At 47.6% G+C, this 22621-nt stretch carries 22 protein-coding genes and 1 tRNA gene; 7 read left to right on the top strand and 16 right to left on the bottom strand.

What is annotated here, in order from left to right:
* Window positions 1–127: 127 nt before the first annotated feature.
* The 8 genes from OIR97_RS10875 to OIR97_RS10840 form a co-directional block, all read right to left on the bottom strand.
* Window positions 128–826: a DUF2461 domain-containing protein gene (locus OIR97_RS10875; RefSeq protein ID WP_169545648.1), complete on the bottom strand. Its 699-nt coding sequence runs from the start codon at window positions 824–826 to the stop codon at window positions 128–130.
* 14 nt (window positions 827–840) lie between these two features.
* Window positions 841–2142, bottom strand: coding sequence for a phenylacetate--CoA ligase PaaK (gene paaK / locus OIR97_RS10870; RefSeq protein WP_169545647.1), 1302 nt, complete (start codon window positions 2140–2142; stop codon window positions 841–843).
* A gap of 33 nt (window positions 2143–2175) precedes the next feature.
* Window positions 2176–3378 (bottom strand): 3-oxoadipyl-CoA thiolase, encoded by a 1203-nt coding sequence (gene pcaF / locus OIR97_RS10865; protein ID WP_169545646.1) that lies wholly within the window; start codon window positions 3376–3378, stop codon window positions 2176–2178.
* Between the two features lie 2 nt (window positions 3379–3380).
* Complete coding sequence (paaI, locus tag OIR97_RS10860; protein WP_219821731.1) at window positions 3381–3848, bottom strand: hydroxyphenylacetyl-CoA thioesterase PaaI; 468 nt, start codon at window positions 3846–3848, stop codon at window positions 3381–3383.
* Between the two features lie 4 nt (window positions 3849–3852).
* Complete coding sequence (locus tag OIR97_RS10855) at window positions 3853–4638, bottom strand: enoyl-CoA hydratase-related protein (RefSeq protein WP_169545645.1); 786 nt, start codon at window positions 4636–4638, stop codon at window positions 3853–3855.
* A 156-nt stretch (window positions 4639–4794) separates the two neighbouring features.
* Window positions 4795–5829 (bottom strand): GGDEF domain-containing protein, encoded by a 1035-nt coding sequence (locus tag OIR97_RS10850; RefSeq protein WP_169545644.1) that lies wholly within the window; start codon window positions 5827–5829, stop codon window positions 4795–4797.
* Between the two features lie 371 nt (window positions 5830–6200).
* Window positions 6201–6443, bottom strand: a complete 243-nt coding sequence (locus tag OIR97_RS10845) for an Lrp/AsnC ligand binding domain-containing protein (protein WP_169545643.1) — start codon at window positions 6441–6443, stop codon at window positions 6201–6203.
* A 137-nt stretch (window positions 6444–6580) separates the two neighbouring features.
* Entirely contained in the window at window positions 6581–7990 is a 1410-nt protein-coding gene (locus tag OIR97_RS10840) for a DEAD/DEAH box helicase (RefSeq protein WP_169545642.1), read from the bottom strand.
* Window positions 7991–8240: 250 nt separating this feature from the next.
* Here OIR97_RS10840 and OIR97_RS10835 point away from each other — a divergent pair, with 250 nt between their 5' ends.
* Complete coding sequence (locus OIR97_RS10835; protein WP_169545641.1) at window positions 8241–8951, top strand: alpha/beta fold hydrolase; 711 nt, start codon at window positions 8241–8243, stop codon at window positions 8949–8951.
* A 229-nt stretch (window positions 8952–9180) separates the two neighbouring features.
* Complete coding sequence (locus OIR97_RS10830; RefSeq protein ID WP_169545640.1) at window positions 9181–9942, top strand: molybdopterin-dependent oxidoreductase; 762 nt, start codon at window positions 9181–9183, stop codon at window positions 9940–9942.
* Window positions 9943–9965: 23 nt separating this feature from the next.
* Here OIR97_RS10830 and parE read toward each other — a convergent pair whose 3' ends face one another.
* Window positions 9966–11927, bottom strand: a complete 1962-nt coding sequence (gene parE / locus OIR97_RS10825) for a DNA topoisomerase IV subunit B (protein ID WP_169545639.1) — start codon at window positions 11925–11927, stop codon at window positions 9966–9968.
* 122 nt (window positions 11928–12049) lie between these two features.
* On the opposite strand from parE, the gene OIR97_RS10820 reads away from it, so the two are divergent.
* Window positions 12050–12427 (top strand): acyl-CoA thioesterase, encoded by a 378-nt coding sequence (locus tag OIR97_RS10820; RefSeq protein ID WP_169545638.1) that lies wholly within the window; start codon window positions 12050–12052, stop codon window positions 12425–12427.
* A 48-nt stretch (window positions 12428–12475) separates the two neighbouring features.
* The gene (locus OIR97_RS10815) at window positions 12476–14080 is read left to right on the top strand and encodes an SAM-dependent methyltransferase (protein WP_169545637.1); all 1605 of its coding nucleotides are present in this window, start codon (window positions 12476–12478) and stop codon (window positions 14078–14080) included.
* Window positions 14081–14105: 25 nt separating this feature from the next.
* Here OIR97_RS10815 and OIR97_RS10810 read toward each other — a convergent pair whose 3' ends face one another.
* From OIR97_RS10810 to OIR97_RS10780, 7 genes are all read right to left on the bottom strand, one after another.
* Window positions 14106–14411, bottom strand: coding sequence for a 2TM domain-containing protein (locus OIR97_RS10810; RefSeq protein WP_169545636.1), 306 nt, complete (start codon window positions 14409–14411; stop codon window positions 14106–14108).
* A gap of 127 nt (window positions 14412–14538) precedes the next feature.
* Window positions 14539–15234: an SDR family oxidoreductase gene (locus OIR97_RS10805; protein ID WP_169545635.1), complete on the bottom strand. Its 696-nt coding sequence runs from the start codon at window positions 15232–15234 to the stop codon at window positions 14539–14541.
* A 99-nt stretch (window positions 15235–15333) separates the two neighbouring features.
* Window positions 15334–16743 carry a type I glutamate--ammonia ligase gene (glnA, locus tag OIR97_RS10800; protein ID WP_169545634.1) on the bottom strand — a complete coding sequence of 470 codons (1410 nt, stop codon included), beginning with the start codon at window positions 16741–16743 and terminating at the stop codon, window positions 15334–15336.
* Window positions 16744–16827: 84 nt separating this feature from the next.
* Entirely contained in the window at window positions 16828–17166 is a 339-nt protein-coding gene (locus OIR97_RS10795) for a P-II family nitrogen regulator (protein ID WP_169545633.1), read from the bottom strand.
* A 244-nt stretch (window positions 17167–17410) separates the two neighbouring features.
* Window positions 17411–17725: a DUF3253 domain-containing protein gene (locus OIR97_RS10790; protein ID WP_169545632.1), complete on the bottom strand. Its 315-nt coding sequence runs from the start codon at window positions 17723–17725 to the stop codon at window positions 17411–17413.
* A 176-nt stretch (window positions 17726–17901) separates the two neighbouring features.
* Complete coding sequence (locus OIR97_RS10785) at window positions 17902–18114, bottom strand: SlyX family protein (RefSeq protein WP_169545631.1); 213 nt, start codon at window positions 18112–18114, stop codon at window positions 17902–17904.
* A gap of 7 nt (window positions 18115–18121) precedes the next feature.
* Window positions 18122–19300 (bottom strand): pyridoxal phosphate-dependent aminotransferase, encoded by a 1179-nt coding sequence (locus tag OIR97_RS10780; protein WP_169545630.1) that lies wholly within the window; start codon window positions 19298–19300, stop codon window positions 18122–18124.
* Between the two features lie 41 nt (window positions 19301–19341).
* Here OIR97_RS10780 and OIR97_RS10775 point away from each other — a divergent pair, with 41 nt between their 5' ends.
* The 3 genes from OIR97_RS10775 to OIR97_RS10765 all read left to right on the top strand — a co-directional run bounded on the left by OIR97_RS10775 (window position 19342) and on the right by OIR97_RS10765 (window position 22620).
* Entirely contained in the window at window positions 19342–20556 is a 1215-nt protein-coding gene (locus OIR97_RS10775) for an aminotransferase (protein WP_219821730.1), read from the top strand.
* A gap of 54 nt (window positions 20557–20610) precedes the next feature.
* A tRNA-His gene (locus OIR97_RS10770) sits at window positions 20611–20687 on the top strand.
* A 517-nt stretch (window positions 20688–21204) separates the two neighbouring features.
* A complete protein-coding gene (locus OIR97_RS10765; RefSeq protein ID WP_169545629.1) occupies window positions 21205–22620 on the top strand; it encodes an amidase in 1416 nt (471 codons plus the stop codon).
* Window position 22621 lies beyond the last annotated feature (1 nt).

The following is a 22621-nucleotide window of genomic DNA, read 5'->3' as shown; positions in this document are numbered from 1 at the left end:
ACTCCTTACGCAATTAATGTCCTGATCCTCAACTTAGAGGAAAATTATTAATAACTCGTAAGTAGATTTAAACAGGGCGAAATTTTAGTTATGCACAGGATGGTCAGGCGACAAAAAAGACGAAAACCTAAAAGGGTAAACCAACGGCGTTGGTTAAAAACCGCATCAGGGGAACCGCTTTTTCATAGGTTTCAATCACATCATCCACAAGGGATGCCTTTTGTAAATTGGCGGCTGGCGCACGATGCATGGCGAAAAAGGATTTTTTCTTCAAATCGTCAATCAGAGGGTGGTCCTCTGAAAAGCCTTTTGGCGGACGCTTTAAGGCACCCTCCGAATTTAGGGCGCCAAAGGTTTTTAAAAATGTTTCATCCTGCGTAATGGAAAGCCATTTATCCTGATTTTCATCGATTGCCTGCCGGATGAGCGCCAGTTTTGGAGAGGGTGGCATCCAGATACCGCCGCCGTAATGAACACCATCGTCAGCAAGATGAATGTAAAAACCGGGTGCGTGGGCATTTTTTCCCGCCTGATGACGAAACTGGCAGGCCGCGTGATCTTTATAAGGGCGTTGATCCTTGGAGAAGCGTATGTCCCTGTAAATGCGGAACATGGACCCCCGGTTTGGTCTGGGATCGGCCACATAACAAGGGGCAATTTCTTCCAGTTTAGGGCCTAGATCGGCGACAAAATCACTGATTGGATATTGAACGATATCCTGATAGCGTTTTTTGTTGGCTGCAAACCAGTCCCGATTATTATTTTCTTTGAGTTCCTTGAAGAAAACTTGGAAATCCTCAGAAAAACCACTGAAATTCTGGCTCATTATTGGCCCTTCGCTCAAAGTTTTCGGTGATCTATAACGCGTTTCGCCTTGCCAACGGAACGCTCAATTTCGCCGGGTTCACAGATGACGACTTTGGTGGAAACCCCAAGAACACCTTTAATTCGCTTTTGAAGGTAGGCCGCGGCGCTTTCATCTGTGTTTTTTGTGGGATCACGTTCCACCTTGACCGTCAGTTCGTCCAGAATACCTTCACGGGTAACCTCAATCAAATAATGAGCCGTTAGCCCGTCCGTGGCGACAACAAGATCTTCAACATGATTTGGGAAAAGATTAACCCCACGAATGATCAGCATATCATCGGCGCGGCCGGTGATTTTTTCAATGCGCCGCATGGACCGGGCGGTGCCGGGTAGCAACCGGGTCAGGTCGCCCGTTCGATAGCGAATAACCGGGAACGCTTCTTTTGTCAGGGAGGTGAAGACCAGCTCTCCCTGTTCACCATCAGGCAAAACAACGCCGGTTTCAGGGTCAATAATTTCCGGGTAAAAATGGTCTTCCCAAAGGGTCAAGCCATCTTTTGTTTCGAGACATTCATTTGCAACACCAGGGCCCATGACTTCCGATAAGCCATAGATATCCAATGCATCGATATCAAATCGGCTTTCGATTTGGTCGCGCATGGCTTCACTCCAGGGTTCGGCGCCGAAAATCCCAGCTTTCAGGGATGAGCTGCGGGGGTCAATGCCTTGTCGATCAAATTCTTCTGCCAGTGCCATCATATAGGAGGGGGTGACCATTATAATGTCAGGCTGAAAATCCTGAATGATTTGAACCTGACGTTCGGTTTGTCCGCCGGACATGGGGACAACCGTACATCCTAAACGTTCAGCACCATAATGGGCGCCCAGACCACCAGTAAACAGTCCATACCCATAGGTCACATGAACCATATGGTCCCGGGTGCCACCCGAGGCGCGAATGCTACGGGCAACAAGATCGGCCCAGTTGTCGATATCATTTTTTGTGTATCCGACGACAGTTGCGCGCCCCGTTGTCCCGGAGGAGGCATGAAGTCGAACAACTTCAGAGCGGGGGACGGCAAACATGCCAAAGGGATAATTGTCCCGAAGATCCTGCTTGTTACAGAAGGGCAGTTTGGCAAGATCTTCGAGAGATTTAATATCATCGGGATGCACGCCTGCCTGATCAAACCGTTTTCGGAACAATTCCACATTTTCATAGGCGTGGGATACTGACCATTTCAAACGGGTCGTTTGCAGATCTGTTATTTCGTCGCGACTTGCAATCTCGATCGGATCAAGATCTGATTTTCGCGGCGGTGTTAAGCGTGACATTTTTCCTCCGATATTTGTAACCTGGGTCTTTTATCAGACCCTTTCTATAACCATGGCAATTCCTTGGCCGACGCCAATGCACATTGTGCATAAAGCGTATTTGCCACCTGTTCTTTGCAATTGATACATTGCTGTTGTCGCAAGACGGGCGCCGGACATTCCCAGTGGGTGACCAAGCGCGATTGCGCCGCCTTGCGGATTAACCCGGGGGTCATCATCAGCGATGCCAAGCTCACGGGTGACCGCCAGTCCTTGTGCGGCGAAGGCTTCGTTCAATTCGATTACATCCATGTCTGAAATCGAAAGACCTGCCAAGGCCAGCGCTTTTTTCGACGCAGGGGCCGGACCAATTCCCATTACGCGCGGTGCGACACCGGCTGTAGCCGTCGCAATGATCCGGGCTTTAGGGGTCAGGCCAAAATCTTTTGCTGCCGTTTCAGAGGCCAACAACAACGCGCAGGCGCCATCATTGACACCCGATGCATTCCCGGCCGTAACGGTCCCGTCAGGGCGGACAATTGGTCTCAGTGCGCCTAGTTTTTCGAGGGAAGTTGCCCGCGGATGCTCATCCTTATCAACGATAATGGCATCGCCCTTACGTTGCGGGATGCTGACAGCAACAATTTCTTCTGCCAGGTTCCCGTTGGCCTGTGCCTGCGCTGCTTTTTCCTGACTGCGAAGCGCAAATAGATCCTGGTCTTCCCGATTTACACCAAAGTCATCGGCTACATTTTCGGCCGTCTCAGGCATACTGTCTGTACCGTATTTTTCTTTCATCAATTTATTGACGAAACGCCAACCGATTGTTGTGTCGAAAATTTCAGCATTTCTGGAAAAAGCTGTCGTTGCTTTACCCATAACAAAAGGAGCGCGGCTCATGCTTTCAACACCCCCTGATATCGTCAGTTGGGCTTCTCCTGTCATGATTTGGCGACCGGCAGAGGCCGTGGCATCCAAACCTGATCCACACAGGCGATTTACCGTGGAGCCTGGGACGTCTTGCGGAAGACCTGCCAGTAACGAGGCCATGCGGGCGACATTCCGGTTGTCCTCACCAGCCTGATTGGCATTGCCATAAATGACATCATCGACTTTCGTCCAATCGACATTGGCGTTGCGGTCCATCAGTGCTTTTAGGGGGATCGCACCCAAATCGTCTGTACGAACAGAAGAAAGTGAGCCGCCGTAACGGCCGATTGGGGTTCTGATAGCATCGCAGATAAAAACGTTTTTCATTTTCATTCTTCTTCTTTATTGGCATTAAGGCCAGGGATCATCTGCCCCTTTATTGTATGGGAATTCCCACGAAACAAAGCGACGGTCCGATCATCCTGATCCGTTATAGTTATGTCATAAACACCTGTCTGCCGAGACCGCGATCTTTCAATAGCAGTGGCAGTAAGCAGGCTGTCCGGTGCCACGGGTCTCAGAAAATCAATCTGTGCTCCCTGGGCCACCGTGCTCTGATTATAAGCATTACACGCGTAAGCAAAAGCGGTGTCTGCCAAAGTAAAGACATAACCCCCGTGGCAGATGTTATGCCCGTTCAACATTTCATCTGTAACGCGCATTGTCATGGTTGCCTCGCCAGGACTGATGGACTTCAGTGCAATGCCAAGATGTTGAGCTGCTTTATCTTTTTTGTACATGGTTTCGGAAACTGCATTCGCAACTTCCTGTGGACCAAGTTCTGGAATATCTGTCACTTAATTATTTCCCCTTGAAGGTCGCGGGCCGTTTTTCCGTGAAAGCGGCAACACCTTCTGCAAAATCAGATGTCTTTGTTGCCTTGCTTTGAAGGTCGCGTTCAACATCCAGTTGCTGATCCAGTGTGTTGGAAAGGCTGGCATTCATTGCCTGTTTTATATATGCAAAGCCAAGGGTAGGGCCGGACGCCATCTTTTTAGCCAGCAATTCAGCTTCGTTCATGAGCGCATCATCGTCATAAACTTTCCAGATCAGGCCAAGCCTTTCGGCTTCTTCCGCAGGAACTTTATCACCGAGCATGGCAAGCCCCATTGCTTTTCCGGATCCGACCAGGCGCGGCAGAAAATAGGTGCTTCCCGCATCTGGTATAAGGCCGATATGGCAAAAGGCCTGTAAAAAATACGCAGAGCGCGCAGCCAGACAGATATCGGCAGCAAGGGCGAGGGACATGCTTGCGCCTGCTGCAATCCCGTTCACCGCAGAAATGACCGGCTTGTCCAGGTTGCGCAGAAACCGGATCAACGGGTTATAATTCTTTTCAAGAGTATCGCCAGCATCGTTCGTGTCGTCATCGCTGAGGTCGGCACCCGCGCCGAACGCCCGGCCTTCCCCTGTAATAAGCACACATCTGACGTCATCACTTTCAAGGATTGGCATGATCGCCCTGAGTTCTTCATGCATCTCGACGCTGAAAGCGTTCAGTTTTTCTGGGCGATTCAAAGTGATTTTTGCCACTTTTTCACTGAGATCAAGACGGATTGTTTTGTAGGTATGGTCGCTCGTTGTCATTATTTATCTCTCCCTTTTCCCGATCTTCTGTATTTATTCATTGTCTAAATAACACAAAATTATCGGTAATGTTGTGATTTTTGTATCGTTTTGGGTAATAAAAAAACAGCTAGCCCGAGGGTAGCTGTTTTTGTTGAGAATTCGAATAAAAAAGAATTATGCAGAGGCCAGTTCCGGCATTTCGAACTTAACCTGATCACGTCCACTTGCTTTGGCATTGTATAACGCATCGTCTGCACGAGAGACCAGGTTGGTCGGATGTTCCCGATGATCAAACTGAGCAACACCAAAGGACATGGTGATCCGTCCGACATCATCCCCTGAATTGCGTTTCACAAGTTTTTTCGACGACACGCTTTTACGGAGTTTATTCGCAATCTGAATGGCGTTTGCTATCGATGTGTTTGGCAGAATGATACCAAACTCTTCCCCGCCGTAACGTGCGGTCGTAGCCGTCTCTTCAATTTCATTGTTGAGCGTATGGGCAACCAGCCTTAGGACCTGATCGCCAAACAAATGGCCATGGGTATCATTGAACAGCTTGAAATGATCAATGTCTGACATAATCAGGCAAAGCTTGGACTGGTTTTCCTTCGCATGCAAAGAAGCAACCTGAAGTTCGCGATCAAAACGCTTGCGATTGGCAATGCCGGTTAGTGGGTCTGTCAATGCTTCCTGTTCAACATTTTTGAGACGTTTTCTTAATTCGTCGATCTCAGCAGACGCTTTACTCAGGCTTTCATTAAGGTGAAAGGACCGCTGCGACATATCTCGGGTTTCACCGATGATCTGCTGCACGATTGTCGTAAAATCGTCGGAGGTCATGTCATTCGCGTTATCCGCAAAATTCTCCAACTTGTTTCCATATGCTTCAAGCCCGGTTGACGAGGCCCTGATCTCTCTCAGGACGGCTTCCATGGATTTTTGGACAAGTTTATTGGTCTCACGAATGGCTTTTCCCTCTTTTTCATGAGAGAAGAACTCATTGTAAATCTGATTGGCGACCTCTTCCGAGAATTTGCCGTTTTCTTTCATCAGCCTGTTAACAGCTTCTTTAATGGCCGGGTTTTCTTCACTTAGATATTCGTACCAAATCGTATAGTTCTGCGGAACTTTCTTGATTTGCCGGTCATCAAGCAATGCCATGGTTTTTAAAGCGTTGAGAGAAGCTTTTTTAAAGCTATCGTCCATTCTCACGGCTATGTCCTTTAAAATTCATTTTACGAGGGGTTCTTTACTGGCCCCTAAAAGACAACAAAATACTTACCAACGCGTTAATTCGTATTACCTAACATATAAAAATGTTACAAACTGTCGTATTTCTAGTGTGAGTACTAGGTATATTGGGATAAGGAAGTGTATATTTTCTTGTTATAGGTGTGTTTTAGTAACCGATTCTGGTTATTATTATAATATCGTAATAATAAAGTTTCTTTTATTTAATTATATTAGGAATATTAATATGCATTTTTAAGGTTCGTTTTGATCGCCGCACACACTTCTTTAACAGAGAATCTCTGAAAGGTTCCCTGTTAAAGGTTCAACGGTTGGGGTGAGAGGATTTAGGCAAAGGCCTTGAAGGTGATCATAGTAAAAGTGTCTTTGATGTTGTTCAGCGTTTGAATCTCTTCGTTTACAAAATGACCGATATCCTGATCGTCATCGAGATAACACTTCATCATCAGATCATAGTCTCCCGAAATAGAATATACTTCGGAGACCTTCTCAACCTTTTCCACTGCTTCATTCGCCACATGATAGGCTTTTCCAAGCTGGCATTTGACCATGATAAAGATTGTTTTCACTGTAAGATCCCTTTCAGATTAATCCTAATGCAACATGCCTGAAAGCATACTACAGTTCTTTGAACGGCCCAAACACAACCTTATTGTCTGAAAATCAGACTGAATTGGGCAAAAAAAAGAGGCCGAAGCCTCTCTTTTTATTTGGTGGCTGGTTTCCGGAAAGGAATATTGAAGAAGGCGGGAACATGTTCGCCCAATCCCATGACAGGGACGTCGTCTTCGTCCTTGGAATATCGCGAACGTTTTGGACGCGTATTCTTTTTTGACTTCCAATCATCATTTTCCGGTTTGGCATTCGCGCTATCGGTTTTTTCTACCGGCGCATTTGATTGCTGGCGACCTCGACCACGGCGTTTAGGGCCATCGTCTTTTGAGACGCGTTTGGAACGGCTTTCGATTTCACGCGCTTCCTCAGCAATCTCATCCATACCGTCAATTTCAATGGCTGGGATTTCCCGACCAATGGTTTTGTAGATGGCAGCAAGATATTTCTTGTCCATTTTAGTGGCGAGTGTGAAGGCGTGGCCTTCCTGACCGGCACGGCCCGTACGACCAATCCGGTGAACATAATCCTCTGAATGAATAGGAACGTCAAAATTGAAAACATGGCTGACATTTGAAATGTCGATACCGCGGGCGGCGACATCAGAACAGACCAAATGCCGAATCTCGCCGCTTTTAAATTTTTCTAGAGTTTCCATCCGGTGAGACTGGGACATATCGCCATGAAGTGCACCGGCATTAAATTTATGTTTTGTCAGGGATCCCAAAAGGATATCCACGTCTTTTTTCCGATTGCAGAAAATAAACGAGTTTTTCACGTTTTCTTCTGCCAGCATTTTGCGCAAAGCCGGCCGTTTTTCATTTTTGTTATTAACGGTGACCAACCCCTGCGTTACAGTGAGCGCCGCAGAAGAAGGGGCTTCAACTTCAATTTCTTTAGGGTTCATCAAGAATTGATCAGCGAGTTTGCGCATATCTTTTGACATGGTTGCAGAAAAGAACAATGTCTGGCGTATGGGCGGCATTAAAGAGACAATCCGCTCGACATCCGGGATGAAACCCATATCCATCATGCGATCAGCTTCGTCAATCACAAGGGTTTTAACACCATTGAGCAGGACTTTGCCCCGTTCGAAATGATCCAGCAGACGGCCTGGTGTTGCGATCAGCACATCAACGCCCTTGTCCAGTTTTGCTTCCTGATCGGCGAACGAGACGCCGCCAATAAGCAATGCCATGGAAAGTTTGCTGTATTTGCCATACTTTTCAAAGTTCTCTGAGACTTGGGCCGCCAATTCGCGGGTTGGCTCAAGAATGAGTGAGCGAGGCATGCGGGCTTTTGTCTGTCCGGATGCCAGAATGTCAATCATTGGAAGTGTAAAGCCTGCAGTTTTACCGGTTCCGGTTTGTGCTGTTCCCAACACGTCCCGTCCCATCAAAACGACCGGGATCGCTTTTTCCTGGATAGGAGTAGGGGTGTTATAACCAGAATCTTCAACTGCTTTTAGAACTTCAGGGCTCAAGCCTAGATTTGCAAAAGTCATGCGTAAAGCGCTACCACCAATATTTTAAAATGCTTAAAACAAAAAGGCAATTTAGTGAAATAACCTGCCCTGTCAAACGTTTCCTCTATTTTTCAAGGATTTCCAAGTGTTCCAGAAGCAATATAAAGCGAAATTGTTTCAAAATGGTGACTTTGAAGTTACGTGATTATTCGATATGAAGTAAGTAATTCGTTCTTTTATTATGGTTAATTTTTTATTTGAACCTGTTTAAGCGAAAGTTTTTGGCAGTATGAGTGATAAACATCCCCTGATTTTAATTCCTGGCCTGTTATGCACGGATGAACTCTGGCGTGATCAGATTCAGGCGTTATCCGACATTTCCGACGTTTCAATTCCGAAGCATCATCTGGATGATGATATTTCGCTTATTGCGGACAGGATTTTAAAGGATGCACCAGAAAAATTTGCGCTCGCAGGGCTCAGTATGGGCGGTTATATTGCACTCGAAATTGTGCTTCAGGCACCAGACAGGGTGACGCATCTTGCTTTGGTGGATACTCGCGCAGATGCGGACTCTCCGCAAGACCGGAAGCGCCGTGAAGATTTCATTCGGCTCGTTCAACGGGGTAAAACCTTTAAAGGCGTGACTGAAAGTCTGTTGCCGATGTTGATCCATCCAAGTCGTTTTCAGGATGATGCTTTGACCTCGCGGATTTATCAGATGGCTGAAGATATCGGTCAGGAAGGGTTCATCCGTCAGGAAACGGCAATCATGAACCGAAAGGATCGGAACGCTGAACTGGGTAAAATCGTATGCCCAACTATCGTTATCTCAGGGAATGAAGACGCCTTGATTTCCCCGGATCTGCAAGAAAAAATGGCCAATGCCATTCCAGACGCAGAATTTCATCTGATTGCCGAATGTGGCCACCTGCCGTCGATGGAGCGCCCGTTTGAGGTCAATACTCTGTTTCGTGAATGGTTAAGCTGGACAAGCTGATCACAGGTCTTATATCCCGCTTAATTCTTTACCAATTGTATTAATTGCCACTGATCTGTTCAAACGTCTTTGATAAAAGTGATCCATGACTTGATGGAGATGCGCTCAACGATTTATTGCGACGGAATAACGAGCAAAGCCGGTTTAATGCATTAGGAAGGTCAAATGGGATCTTCCCTTTTGCAAAGCTTTGGCGCAACAAACCGGACGAGGGCGAGGGTAGGCTACAGTGACAACGTTACGATCATATACACCTGAAAAAAACGAAAACGGCAATAGTCAAGCGGATCAGAGTGACCTGTCGGCATATGTCTTTAAACATTTCCCCCAGCAGGCATGCCCTTATTCCCTGTCAGCAGATGAAATTGATGATCTTGGGCGGGACAGTGCTGTACTTACCTGGTTTTGGACCACGATGGGGCGGTTTGATAATCCTTATAGTATTGAAAGCCTGATGGATCGCAGGGCGGCATCATTACAGGTGGATCCGATTTCATTTCGTAAATCACGCCTGAAACCCACGTCAATCCGGCATAAAACCGTTTTGGACCGGCTTGAAACATTAAAAGGCGAGCTGGAGAATGAATTTTTTTCAGCCTCCGCCGGGGTTGCGCTGATTGAACAAAATGGATGTGTTTTTGGCCAGGTTGCCGACGTGTCACTTGAGGGCGAGGTCCTGAAGATTAAAAAAATTCTTTGTGTTGCAGAATGTGGACGTGTTGAGTTCGTTGGGCAGGTTCGGGCGCAGATTTATGGTGCAATCCTGTTTGGACTGGGGCCGCTGCTGGCAGAGGAAATGGGCGCAAGGGAAGGGCGGTTTTTCTCGCGTAAGCCGTTGGATCGACCGGCTATTGATGGTGAAAATGCACCGCATATTATCCTTGATCTTCTCCACGGCAGAGCCCAAACCAATTATCATAGCGACACAGGAAAACCACAACTGATACCAGCCGTGGCCTCCGCCGTTCAAACTGTTGTTACAGGGTCTTGAAAACGACGCTGTACTGCGCCGCGCTAGATATCCAGATTATCCGCGAAACGGGCATTTTCCTGAATAAATGTGAAGCGTAGTTCTGGTTTTTTGCCCATCAAGCTTTCAACCCGCTCAGACGTTTCTGCATATTCTTCCATCGGAACCTGCACTTTTAATAGCGTTCTTTTTTCCGGGTTCATTGTGGTTTCTTTTAATTGGGCTGGTGGCATTTCCCCCAAACCCTTAAATCGGCTGATATCGATTTTCCCGCGGCCCGTAAATTCCGTTGCCAACAGCTTTTCACGGTGCGGATCGTCCATGGCGTACAACGTCTTCGCACCCTGGCTGATCCGGTACAAGGGAGGTTGGGCCAGATATAAATGGCCATCCGTGATTAGCTGAGGCATTTCCTGATAAAAGAACGTCATAAGCAGCGATGCGATATGCGCGCCGTCAACGTCCGCATCCGTCATGATGATGACTTTGTCATACCGAAGGTCTTCCTCACGATACTTGTCGCGGCTGCCACAGCCTAAGGCCTGCATCAGGTCGGAAAGTTCCTGGTTTGCCTTGATTTTTGAAGAAACAGCGGACGCGACGTTCAGGATTTTACCGCGCAATGGCAAAATAGCCTGCGTTTTCCGATTGCGCCCTTGTTTGGCAGAGCCGCCCGCACTGTCACCCTCCACAATAAACAGTTCGCTGCCTTCTTTCCCATTTTGGGAGCAGTCGGCCAGTTTTCCTGGCAGCCTTATGCGGCTTGTCGCGGTTTTACGACTTGTTTCTTTCTCTGCCCGGCGGCGCAGTCTTTCTTCAGATTTGTTGATAATCCAGGTCAGCAGGTTATTTGCCTGATCCGGGGCAGAGGCGAGCCAATTATCAAAATGGTCTTTGATGGCAAGATCAACCACACGAGATGCTTCCGGCGTCGCCAGTTTTTCTTTCGTCTGCCCTTGGAACTGCGGTTCCGGAATAAAAACCGACAAAACCGAGGTTGCGCCGTTCAGAATATCATCGGCATTAATCTGGGTCGCTTTTTTATTGTTAATAAGTTCGCCGTATGCTTTCAGACCGCGCACAAGTGCCATACGGAAACCGGCCTCGTGGGTGCCACCTTCTGGTGTTGGAACTGTATTACAATATGAATTCAAAAAAGAAATGTTGTCAGCTGGCCAAGCAATTGCCCATTCAACACGGCCCCGATCACCTTCGATTTCGACCCGTCCGGAAAAGGGTTCCGCTGTTACTGTTTGACGGCCTTCTATCGTGGCCGATAGAAAGTCCGACAATCCGCCCGGAAAATGAAGGGTCGCCTCTGCCGGGGTTTCATCTTTAATCAGCTCAGACGCGGCTTTCCAGCGAATTTCTACACCGCGGAACAAATACGCTTTGGACCTGACCAGTTTATAAAGCCGGTTTGGGCGCAAGGCCGTACCTGCTTCGAAAATCTCTTCGTCCGGATGAAAATGGATGGACGTGCCTCGGCGATTGGGGGCGGCGCCGACTTTTTCAAGTGGGGTTTGTGGTAAACCACGAGAATATTCCTGCCGCCAAAGAACCTTATCGCGCGCAACCTCGACAATCGTTTTGGAAGAAAGCGCGTTGACGACAGAAACACCCACACCATGTAAGCCACCGGCTGTATGGTATACTTTGTTGGAAAATTTACCGCCCGAATGCAGGGTCGTCAGAATAACTTCCAGAGCAGATTTATCTTTGTATTTCGGGTGCGGGTCGATCGGTATGCCTCGGCCATTATCGCGAATGCAAAGAGACCCGTCGGCAAAGAGTTCAACATCGATGCGGGTTGCAAAACCGGCCACAGCTTCGTCCATGGAATTGTCGAGGACTTCGGCAGCCAAATGATGCCGGGCCCGTTCATCCGTGCCGCCAATATACATGCCAGGGCGTTTACGGACAGGCTCCAACCCTTCGAGAACCTCAATATCCTTTGCTGAATAATCGGAAGTTTCTGATTTTGGCGTCTGAAAAAGGTCTGACATTGATTATGCGATCACTACTCTGAAGAACTGAAAATTGCAGACTATAGAATACTGTTCTCTACGCTCAAGGAAAGTGTATAATTTCAGATTAAGTGTTTAAGTTATTTCAGGATGTAAAAAATATGACTGCGGAATTCCGTGACCCAATTATCAGAACAGCCCCATTGCCCCGTGATTGTAATAACAATGGAGACATTTTCGGTGGCTGGGTTTTATCCCAAATGGATATTGCAGGCGGTGTCATTGCGGCAAGGCGGGCAAAGGGAAGAGTTGTCACTGTCGCTGTCGAAGCGATGACCTTTCATCAACCGATCAAAACCGGGGATGTGGTGAGTATTTACGGCGACATCATAAAAATTGGAAGAACGTCCATGCATATCAAGCTGACAACAATTGTTGCCCGCAAGCTGGATCCAGCGGAAATCAAGGTGACTGAGGGAACCTATATTTTTGTCGCGATTGATGACGAGGGGAATCCCCGGGAAGTTCCTGCAGAATAAGGCCTGAAGATAAACGGCGAAGCAATTGAACAACAATGAGTGTGTCCTGTGAAAGATGACAAATCAGCGGCCAACGTCACGGCGGTGCCCTATCAGACTTCTGATTTTAAAGCTTCTGAGTTTAAGCCTCTTTCACAGTCTCCGCTTTGGAAGTTCCAGCAGGATTTCTATAAAAAACTGGGCATGGATGCCTGGCGTCCGCAACAGGTGCCCAATTTTATAACGACAAATTCTTTCATCGCGCATCGCTATGCCCGGGTTGTCGCGGCGATGATCAGAGACTGGTGCCTGAAGCACGGGAATAAAGACGAGCCCGTTAATATCCTTGAACTGGGCGCCGGGTCTGGACGTTTTGCGCACTTTTTCCTGCATCACATTCAACAGGCTTTGTCAGAACTGAGCGTAACCCAACCCTTTCGCTACGTAATGACTGATATCAGCGAAGCGAACATTAACTTTTGGCGGCAACACGAGAAACTAAAACCCTTTGTAACGTCAGGAGAACTTGATTTTGCTTACTTCGATGCCAGCGAGCAGCGCCAGATCGAATTGATCGAAGCCGGGGAATGTTTGACGTCAGATTGTGGGCGGGTTCCAATCATTGTTGTCGCGAATTATTTGATCGATACGTTACCGTCAGATCTGTTTCAGATAAGGAACAACCAGCTTCATCAAAGACTGGCGGCAGCCAGAATAAACGAGAACGAACCAGATATTCAAAAGGTTCTGGATCAGACTTTTATTGCCTATAAGGACACACCCTGTCCGTCAGACTGGTATGGTAATGAACATCTGAAAGAGATATTGGAGGGGTATGTTGAGGGGGAAAATGACTTTGGGTTCGCGGTACCCATCGGATTTATCCGGTGCCTTGAAACATTGAAATCCTTTACAAGTGGTCCCCTGTTTGTGCTGGCCAGTGATTTTGGGCCCTTATCCAAAGAAGCGATGCAGGAACATAACAGTCAGATTAAAGTCGTGATGAACAAAGCCTACACTGTGCCCGCGAATTTTGATTTCATCGGCCGACTGAGCGAGAAAGGGAACGGAATTTTTCTGAAACCTGCCTGCAAACCAAGTGCCATTGCCACCGTGGGTTATCTTTTCGGTAATCACGATGATGCTTACCCAAATCTTCTACAGGCTTATCAGGATTATATTGATGATTTTAGTCCGGATGATTTCAATTTGATGAAAGAGGTGCTGGAGGCGCCGAACGAAACGCTTGATTTAAAGCATATGATGTCTTTTCTACGTTTGAGCCAATTTGATTCAAGAGTTTTTCTTATGATCTTCGATCAGTTGAACGCGGCTGTCCCTACGATGAAAACGACGGAGAGAGAGTATTTAAAACAGGTGATCCACTCCGTCATAACTCTTTTTTACAGAGCCGATCAGGAAACTGATATCCATCTGCAATGTGGTCATCTGCTTGGAAAAATGGGTGAGTATCATGAGGCGTTGCGACTTTTTGAAATATCGGCCAGTCATTTTGGTTTGACGGCCAAAGTCCAGTATTTGATGAGTATTCTATATTGGGAAGTGGGCCAGAAAGAGGACGCAGTAGAAAGCCTGAAAGAGGCTTTGATCAAGGAGCCTGACTTCACACAGGCAACTGAGCGTTTAACGTTGTATCAAGCGCAGATTTCCTGATTATCTGGGTAGAACAGATCCTTCCTTACCTGTGCGTTGATGTTCCGCGATCAGCTGATTTTTTTTCCAGTATCTGCTGAATTTTTTTCTCTTCCCATTCCTTATCAAAGAACGGAAAGTATCTTGCGTGCCGGATACCATGTAAAACCACGGCCAAACCCCAACCCAGCGCCGGCCACTTGGCCCAGTAATAATCTGAGGTGAGAAGGTTAATGATATGCAGGAAGGCAATCATCACAAAGTAGGTCGTAAGGTGTTGCAGAAAATGCCGGAGCCTTCTAACCCGGCGTTGTGCGTCCCGATAGTCCTGGTCAACGGTGTTCTGTTCCATAATACGCCTCCTCAACGGCTGTCACGTTAGTGCGGTGATGGTAGAAGGTCAGTATCAAGTTCACTATTTTGTGACGGGAATTACGATAAATTGCCCGATAATGCGTAATTTTTATGTCTGGATTTTGTTACCAGGGATGTTCCTCACCGTTCCATTTGAAGAACTTTCCATTATCCTCTTTTGCAAGAGACATGATTTTGTCAAACAGACCTGATGTGCTTTGTTCAATGGTGATGTCAGCGGAGGCACCGCCCATATCAGTTTGAACCCACCCCGGGTGAAACAGTGTAAAAATGATGCCCGTTAGTTCGGGTTCGCATGAAAGGGTCTGCATTATTTTGTTGACCGCAGCCTTGGAAGAGCGATAGGCAAAGGCACCCGTGGAATGAAGGTTCAGCGCCCCCATTTGGCTTGAAATTGTAACTACCCGCGGATTATGGCTTTGCTTCAAATTATCAACAAATGCCTGAACCATTCGAAAGGGACCAATGGTATTAATGCGAAGGGCATCTTCCCAAGCGTCAAAATCAACTTCCTGAATTGAGGACGACCGCCCGCCCATAATGCCAGCATTGTTCAGGAGTAGGTTGATCGGCCTGCCGTGTAATGCCTGTTTCAAAGCATTGATTGATTTAGGATCGGATACATCCAGTTGATAAATTTCAATTCGATCCGGTGCGGATGATTTCAATGACTGTAGTTTGTCAGCGGTTTCCGGTGTTCGACAGCAGCACAGTATATTCCACTGCCCGCTTTCAAGGAATTTGGTTGCCATGCCTAATCCAATTCCCCGGTTGGCGCCCGTGATAAGTGCTGTTTGCATTGTTGCTATCCCTCCAGCTTATTGTTTGTTCGAGTATAGCGAGCCCATAAAAAAAGGGCCACCAGATGGCAGCCCTTTTCTTTTATTTGTTTCGAACGCTTAGACGCTGAAATACATATCGAATTCTACTGGGTGAGGTGCATGTTCGAATTTGTAAACATCTTCCCATTTCATGGAGATGTAACCGTCGATCATGTCGTCAGTGAAAACACCACCTTTTTTCAGGAATTCGCGGTCTGCATCGAGGGCTTCCAAAGCTTCACGAAGTGAACCGGCAACAGTCGGGATGTCTGCCAATTCTTCTGTTGGAAGATCATACAGATCCTTGTCCATTGCATCACCAGGGTGAATTTTGTTCTGAATGCCGTCAAGGCCAGCCATCATCATTGCTGCGAAAGCAAGGTATGGGTTGGCAGTACAGTCTGGGAAGCGAATTTCAACACGCTTGCCGTTCGGGCTTGGTGCAAACGGAATACGGCATGATGCGGAACGGTTGCGGGCTGAATATGCCAGAAGAACCGGTGCCTCAAAACCAGGGATCAAACGCTTGTAGGAGTTTGTAGAAGCGTTTGTGAAGGCGTTGATTGCTTTTGCGTGCTTGATGATACCGCCGATGTAGAAAAGGGCTGTATCAGAAAGCGCCGCATAACCTGAGCCTGCGAAAGTAGGTTTGCCATCTTTCCAGATTGACTGGTGAACATGCATGCCAGAGCCGTTATCACCGGCGACTGGTTTCGGCATGAAGGTTGCTGTTTTGCCATAAGCATGTGCAACATTGTGCGTTACATATTTCTGCTTCTGCATGTCATCGGCGGCGCCGACCAACGTACCGAATTTAAAACCAAGTTCGTGCTGTGAAGGAGCAACTTCATGGTGATGCTTTTCAACAGAAAGACCCATTTCTTTAGCAACAGAAACCATTTCTGAACGGATGTCTGCGCCTTGGTCAACAGGCTGCACTGGGAAGTAACCACCTTTAACACGAGGACGGTGTCCTGTATTTCCGCCTTCCAGCTCTTCACCTGAACTGATTGGTGCTTCTACATCTTCAAGTTTGAAGAATGTGTTGTGGCTGTCATTTGAGAACTGAACGTTATCGAACATAAAGAATTCAGCTTCAGGGCCGAAATAGGCAGTGTCACCGATACCTGTGCTTGCAAGATAGGCTTCTGCTTTTTTAGCAACAGACCGTGGGTCGCGCTCATAGCTTTCGCCGCTTGTTGGATCGAGAATGTCGCAGAAGACAATCATTGTTGGACGGGCTGCGAACGGATCCATTACAAAAGAAGTAACGTCTGGCATCAGTGTCATGTCTGACTCATTAATTGCTTTCCACCCTGTAATGGAAGAGCCGTCAAACATCACGCCGTCTTCGAACATGTCTTCGTCAACGGCATCCACATGCATTGCAAGATGCTGCCATTTACCTTTTGGATCGGTAAAACGAAGGTCTACATATTCGACTTCATTTTCTTTAATAGCATTGAGAATTTCAGAAACCGTGCTCATATCTATGTCTTTCTTTCTGATTTGAGAGTTTGACGAACTTATTCATTGGCTAACCTGAATCGGACAGCCTTTTTATTTTTAAGATTAAACTGCTTCAGGGCCTTTTTCGCCCGTACGAATACGGATGACTTCTTCCACGGAAGATACGAAGATCTTTCCGTCACCAATTCGGCCGGTTCGGGCAGCGGTTTGAATGGCTTCCAAAGCCCGTTCTACAAGTTCTTCTTCCAGAACGATTTCAATCTTAACTTTGGGTAGAAAATCTACCACATACTCAGCACCGCGGTAGAGTTCAGTATGCCCTTTCTGACGACCGAAGCCTTTGGCTTCCGTGACAGTAATGCCTTGAAGGCCTACTTCATGCAGGGCTTCTTTAACTTCGTCCAGTTTGAAGGGCTTAATGATCGCTTCAATTTTTTTCATCGTTCACTTCTTCAGTTGGTGCCGCAAAGGGGATATTTTCAAAACTACCTTCTATATAGCATGAGGCGTGCCAGTTTTGTCGGTTGTTTTAAAAAAAATACAAAGGCAGAAAACTGCGAAATTTTCCCCTTGGATACTACGAATGACTAAAAGTTGGTCAAAAAAATTGATCAAAATTTCATCAATCGCCTAAATAATGTGCAATGAAAGGGTCTCGATGCGTTGGTAAACCGAAGCGAAACGACTATTTTTGAGGCAGTCTCAATTTATAGAGACCCTTAAAATCGTTTGGATCTACGGCCACACCTTTTCTTACGATTTCAATCCGGCCTGTACGGGCGAGATGGATTGCCTGCTGGCGAACTGCGGTCATGTATTTCCGCCAGATATCATTGGGATCCGTTGGTTTAGACCGGTCGGATGCAATTTTCTGAGCGATGTGATTGGGGGATACTTCTCCGCCGCCGTCCACGGCATTCAGAATGTAGGTAACCACCGGATCCTCGGGAGCGTTTTCCTGATCCTGATCAGAAGTATTGTTTGATTTATCTGATGCCATTGCGTTTCACCTGCCATTTCATCCATTTAAAAGTAGATGGGCTTGTACGTCCAACTGTCAAGAAAAGCAAGCATATGCTGAAATAGAGGTGGGGTCTTCAGCCTACATAATCCAGATACCGAGAGAGAGTCCGAGGTTCAAAAATCGTGTGGCAGGGCCCGGTTCACGGTCCGACATTAATAATGGGGTGGTTTTTCAGGTTGGCCGCCCTGCGTTGGGACACTTTCTTCCAGAGAAACGATCCGTTGATGAGCGGTTGTGAGTTTAGCGCGCAGTCGTTCTATTTCCTGCCACTGATTATTGACCATATCGCTTAAATCCTGCACGACCTGATCCTGCTCAGCAACGCTGAGTTCAAGGGTCATAAGGCGTTTTTCAATCTCTGACATTATGTATTTATCCTTTTGCAAGCTGCCGGGCGACGGCATCGACACGATCCATGGCTTTATTGATATTATCCAGCGAGTTGGCGTATGAAAAACGGAGATATCCTTCACCGAAAGATCCAAAACTCGTTCCGGCAATACTGGCCACACCTTGTTCGTTCAATAAGATATCCTGCAACTCTTTAGCGGTTTTTCCGGTTCCTTGTATATTGGGAAAGGCATAAAAGGCGCCTTTTGGGAGCACACAGGAGATACCCGGCATATCATTGAGCCGTTGATGGATAAGCAAACGACGTTCATTAAAAGCATACATCATTTCGTTAACTGGGGATTGGTCCATGGTCAGCGCCGTGATGCCCGCCATTTGGGCTGCGGCATTCACGCAGGAATGATAGTTGACGCATAGTTTAGTGACTTCCGGCACCAGATGTTCAGGCCAGAGTCCCCAACCCAAACGCCATCCTGTCATGGCGTAGGTTTTTGACCAGCCATCCAGAATGATCAATCTTTCTCGAAGATCACTGAAGGACAGAAGGCTGACATGTTGCTGCCCATCATAGGTCATCCTGCTGTAAATTTCATCCGAAAGAATATAGACATCTGGCCATCTCTTAAGGCCATCCACCAACTTTTCCAGTTGTCTTTTGTCGACAATACCGCCGGTGGGGTTCGCCGGGCTGTTCAGGATGATCAGTCTTGTATTGTTATTCACAAGAGAGAGAACCTGGTCTGCATCAAAGGAGAAACCCTGTTCTTCCAGAAGTGGAATGGGGACAGGCTTTGCCCCGGAATATCGGATCATGCTTTCATAAATGGGAAAGCCCGGATTGGGGTATAGAATTTCTGCGCCGGCTTCGCCAAAAAGCTCAATGGCAAAGGACATGGTCGGCTTTCCGCCGGGCATGATCAGGATATTGTCCGCAGAGACAGGGACGCCGCGATATTTTAAAATGTCTTGCGCCACTGCTTCGCGAAGTTCCTGAGTGCCATTGGCCGCCGTATAACCGTGGTGACCATTTTTCAGGGCGTCGATGCCGGCCTGCACAATCGCATCGGGCGTAGGAAAATCGGGTTGCCCGATGCCCAGATTGATAACATCCATGCCCGAGGCGGACAGCTTTGCAGCCCTTGCCAGGACATCAAAAGCCGTTTCAGTACCCAAAAGCGAGATTTTTGATGAGATGCCCATTCCTGTGTCCTTATTGCTTGCGTCCATTGACAGGGAAAGATATGCCTGTTGAAATCAATGACCGCAAGGGAAGATTGAGAGCAGCAATGGTTAAACAGACAAACAGTGCCTTATCAGGTTTCGGGACAACAATTTTTGAAGTCATGTCCGCGCTCGCAAATGAAAAAGGGGCGATTAATCTGGGGCAAGGATTTCCGGATGAGGATGGGCCCGAAGACATTCGTGCCATCGCCGCAAAAGCCTTAATGGACGGCCCCAATCAGTATCCGCCGATGATGGGTACAATGGAGTTGCGGCAAGCTGTTGCCGATCATAATCACCGTTTTTATGGAATCGCCGTTAATCCTGAAACAGATATTCTGATCACGTCTGGCGCGACTGAGGCATTGAATGACAGTCTGATGGCATTGATCGAGCCGGGCGATGAAGTTGTTTTATTCGAGCCCTTATATGACTGCTATTTACCGCTTGTCCTGCGGGCCGGGGGTATTCCAAAATTTGTCCGTCTGGATCCTCCTCATTGGACTCTGGATGCGGACCGGCTTGCAGGGGCGTTTTCTGAAAAAACCAAACTTGTTCTGTTGAATACTCCCATGAACCCCACTGGCAAAGTGTTTAATCTGGATGAATTGCAGATGATCGCGGACCGGGTGCTTGAAAATGATGCCTATGTTGTCTGTGATGAAGTGTATGAACATATCGTCTTTGGATTGACCCGCCATATTCCGATTGCGACCCTTCCTGGGATGGGAGAGAGAACTGTTCGTATTGGTTCGGCGGGCAAAACCTTTTCGTTGACCGGATGGAAGGTGGGATATGTGACCGGCTGCACCGAAATGATCGCACGGATTGCGAAGGCCCATCAGTTTGTGACCTTTACAACCCCACCTGCTTTACAGCATGCGGTTGCCTATGGCTTGAACAAAGATGATGATTATTACGAAACGTTGCGAGAAGATATGCAGGCGAAACGGAACTTTATGAAGTTTGGTTTGGAATCTGCGGGTCTTCAAACAGCAGATTGCGACGGAACTTATTTTATCAATGCGGATATCAGGGCGTCAGGTTTTAAGGGAACGGATGCTGAATTCTGTCAGTTGATTATCGAGCAGGCCGGTGTCGCAGCCCTGCCTGTGAGCGCTTTTTATACGTCCGATAACGCGGTTGATCATTTTGTCCGCTTTTGTTTCTGTAAGAAAGAGCAAGTCTTGTCAGATGCAGTGTCCCGACTGAATGATTTTTTTTCTAACAATTGAAGAAACCTGCTTGACCGGTAGGGATATGATCGGTAAATAAAGCGCCACCCGATGGCGAGTGTAGCTCAGTTGGTTAGAGCGCCTGACTGTGACTCAGGAGGTCGCCGGTTCAATCCCGGTCACTCGCCCCAAACAACCCCTTGAAAAGCTTCGGTTTTTCGGGGGTTTTTTGCTTCCGGGAAGTGTAGGTTTACTCTTTAGGTCCAATTTGCCTTGATTGTTGTGCCCGTTTCCGGGCCTTACGTGTCAATTTGGTTCAGTGAAGTTTCGTTTTATTCTGTTTTCTGCGGCCCCACCATACCTCTATCCGGCGGCGCAAGCGCCGAGCAAACGGGATATCAACAGACAATACTATAATGGCAAGCGGTAACATCCAGAAGCCGGCAATCGGCATAAAGCCGAAAATCCCGCCAAACATAAGAGCCCAGCCCAAGAGAAGCCTGTGAGACTTCTTTTTCGGTATTTTAAATTTTTCTCTGAAATTTTTCATAAGGCCATAATTGGGTAAGTCACTAACCCCCTGCATATATAACCGTTCGACGTTTTTCCCAAGAATATTCTTTTGCCAACGTCTCTTCCATTGCATGTGACCGTGTTGAATTCTATTCTTCTTTGAAAATGGCAAATAAAAACAAATATGGGGGCGTTATGTCGGAAGAATTGGCCTATGCATCGGCGACAGAACTTTTAGAAGGATATGCATCCGGAGATATCTCTCCGGTTGAGGCGACACAAGCCGCACTGGATCAAATCAGGCGGTATGATGGTGCGTTAAATGCGTTTGTCTTTGTTGATGAAGAAGGGGCGCTGGCTGCTGCAAAACAGTCGGAAGGTCGATGGAAAAATAACGCGCCTCAGGGGTTAGTTGACGGTATTCCAACAACCATCAAAGATATAATGCTGATGAAAGGCTTTCCTACATTGAAGGGATCCTGCATCGTTGATCCTGCAGGCCCCTGGGATGACGATGCGCCAGCGGTTCAAAGACTGCGCGAGCAGGGCGCTGTCTTATTGGGGAAGACGACAACTCCGGAATTTGGATGGAAGGGCGTTACGGATAGTCCGTTAAGCGGAGCGACCAGAAACCCATGGAATCCGGCAATGACGCCAGGTGGTTCCAGTGGCGGTGCGTCCGCGGCCTGTGCCGCGGGTATGGGGGTTCTTCATACGGGAAGCGATGGCGGGGGATCCATTCGCATTCCAGCCGCATTTACAGGGATATTTGGTCTAAAGCCAAGCTTCGGTCGGGTGCCCGTCTGGCCAGCGTCGGCTTTTGGGACTGTCTCACATGTTGGGCCAATGACCCGTTCCGTTGCTGATGCAGCGTTAATGCTGCAAAGTATGATCGGATTTGATTATCGCGACTGGTTTTCCCTTCCTGCCACGGATGTGGATTATCGAACATCCCTCAAGGACGGATTTAAAGGTCGCAAAGTGGCCTATAGTCGAAATCTTGGCTATGCCTCTGTTAATGACGATGTTGCCAGAGCCGTCGATAAGGCGGTCGATTTAATCCGGGCATCTGGCGTGGATGTTGTGGAAGTCGATCCGGGATTTGAAAATCCGATCGAAATGTTCAAAACACTTTGGTATTCCGGCGCGGCCTACGCCATGAAAGATGTTCCTGAAGATAAACGGGATATGCTGGATCCCGGACTTAAACAAGTAATTGAAGAAGCGGCAGGGTATGGCATAAATGATGTGATGGATGCTTCTGTCGCCCGCACTGAGCTGGGCATTAAGATGCGTAAATTCCATCAACAATATGACCTGCTGTTAACGCCGTCCCTTTCCGTCACCGCGTTCCCGGTTTCACAGCTTACGCCGGACGTTCGTCCAGAAGGGGGGCAATGGGTTGACTGGACGCCGTTCTCTTATCCTTTTAACCTGACACAGCAGCCTGCCTGTTCTGTCCCTTGTGGGTTCGGAGATGATGGAATGCCGGTCGGATTACAAATCGTTGGTCCTATGCACCGTGATGACGTGGTGCTGGCTGCTGCTGCGGCTTTTGAAGAAATGTCTCCGGCACGTGGCGCGCGCCCGGACCTTTCCAGACTGGTGTAAT

The organism is Sneathiella aquimaris, assembly GCF_026409565.1.
GTDB lineage: Bacteria > Pseudomonadota > Alphaproteobacteria > Sneathiellales > Sneathiellaceae > Sneathiella > Sneathiella aquimaris.
The sequence above is the reverse complement of the archived record's forward strand: the minus strand, read 5'-3'. Positions and strand labels throughout refer to the sequence as shown.

What these genes read in the sequence shown, in the direction of transcription:
- OIR97_RS10875 (WP_169545648.1), bottom strand. Translation starts at nt 826, where the DNA reads ATGAGCCAGAATTTCAGTGGTTTTTCTGAGGATTTCCAAGTTTTCTTC.
- paaK (WP_169545647.1), bottom strand. Translation starts at nt 2,142, where the DNA reads ATGTCACGCTTAACACCGCCGCGAAAATCAGATCTTGATCCGATCGAG.
- pcaF (WP_169545646.1), bottom strand. Translation starts at nt 3,378, where the DNA reads ATGAAAAACGTTTTTATCTGCGATGCTATCAGAACCCCAATCGGCCGT.
- OIR97_RS10855 (WP_169545645.1), bottom strand. Translation starts at nt 4,638, where the DNA reads ATGACAACGAGCGACCATACCTACAAAACAATCCGTCTTGATCTCAGT.
- OIR97_RS10850 (WP_169545644.1), bottom strand. Translation starts at nt 5,829, where the DNA reads ATGGACGATAGCTTTAAAAAAGCTTCTCTCAACGCTTTAAAAACCATG.
- OIR97_RS10840 (WP_169545642.1), bottom strand. Translation starts at nt 7,990, where the DNA reads ATGACTTTTGCAAATCTAGGCTTGAGCCCTGAAGTTCTAAAAGCAGTT.
- OIR97_RS10835 (WP_169545641.1), top strand. Translation starts at nt 8,241, where the DNA reads ATGAGTGATAAACATCCCCTGATTTTAATTCCTGGCCTGTTATGCACG.
- parE (WP_169545639.1), bottom strand. Translation starts at nt 11,927, where the DNA reads ATGTCAGACCTTTTTCAGACGCCAAAATCAGAAACTTCCGATTATTCA.
- OIR97_RS10820 (WP_169545638.1), top strand. Translation starts at nt 12,050, where the DNA reads ATGACTGCGGAATTCCGTGACCCAATTATCAGAACAGCCCCATTGCCC.
- OIR97_RS10810 (WP_169545636.1), bottom strand. Translation starts at nt 14,411, where the DNA reads ATGGAACAGAACACCGTTGACCAGGACTATCGGGACGCACAACGCCGG.
- OIR97_RS10805 (WP_169545635.1), bottom strand. Translation starts at nt 15,234, where the DNA reads ATGCAAACAGCACTTATCACGGGCGCCAACCGGGGAATTGGATTAGGC.
- glnA (WP_169545634.1), bottom strand. Translation starts at nt 16,743, where the DNA reads ATGAGCACGGTTTCTGAAATTCTCAATGCTATTAAAGAAAATGAAGTC.
- OIR97_RS10795 (WP_169545633.1), bottom strand. Translation starts at nt 17,166, where the DNA reads ATGAAAAAAATTGAAGCGATCATTAAGCCCTTCAAACTGGACGAAGTT.
- OIR97_RS10790 (WP_169545632.1), bottom strand. Translation starts at nt 17,725, where the DNA reads ATGGCATCAGATAAATCAAACAATACTTCTGATCAGGATCAGGAAAAC.
- OIR97_RS10785 (WP_169545631.1), bottom strand. Translation starts at nt 18,114, where the DNA reads ATGTCAGAGATTGAAAAACGCCTTATGACCCTTGAACTCAGCGTTGCT.
- OIR97_RS10780 (WP_169545630.1), bottom strand. Translation starts at nt 19,300, where the DNA reads ATGGGCATCTCATCAAAAATCTCGCTTTTGGGTACTGAAACGGCTTTT.
- OIR97_RS10775 (WP_219821730.1), top strand. Translation starts at nt 19,342, where the DNA reads ATGCCTGTTGAAATCAATGACCGCAAGGGAAGATTGAGAGCAGCAATG.
- OIR97_RS10765 (WP_169545629.1), top strand. Translation starts at nt 21,205, where the DNA reads ATGTCGGAAGAATTGGCCTATGCATCGGCGACAGAACTTTTAGAAGGA.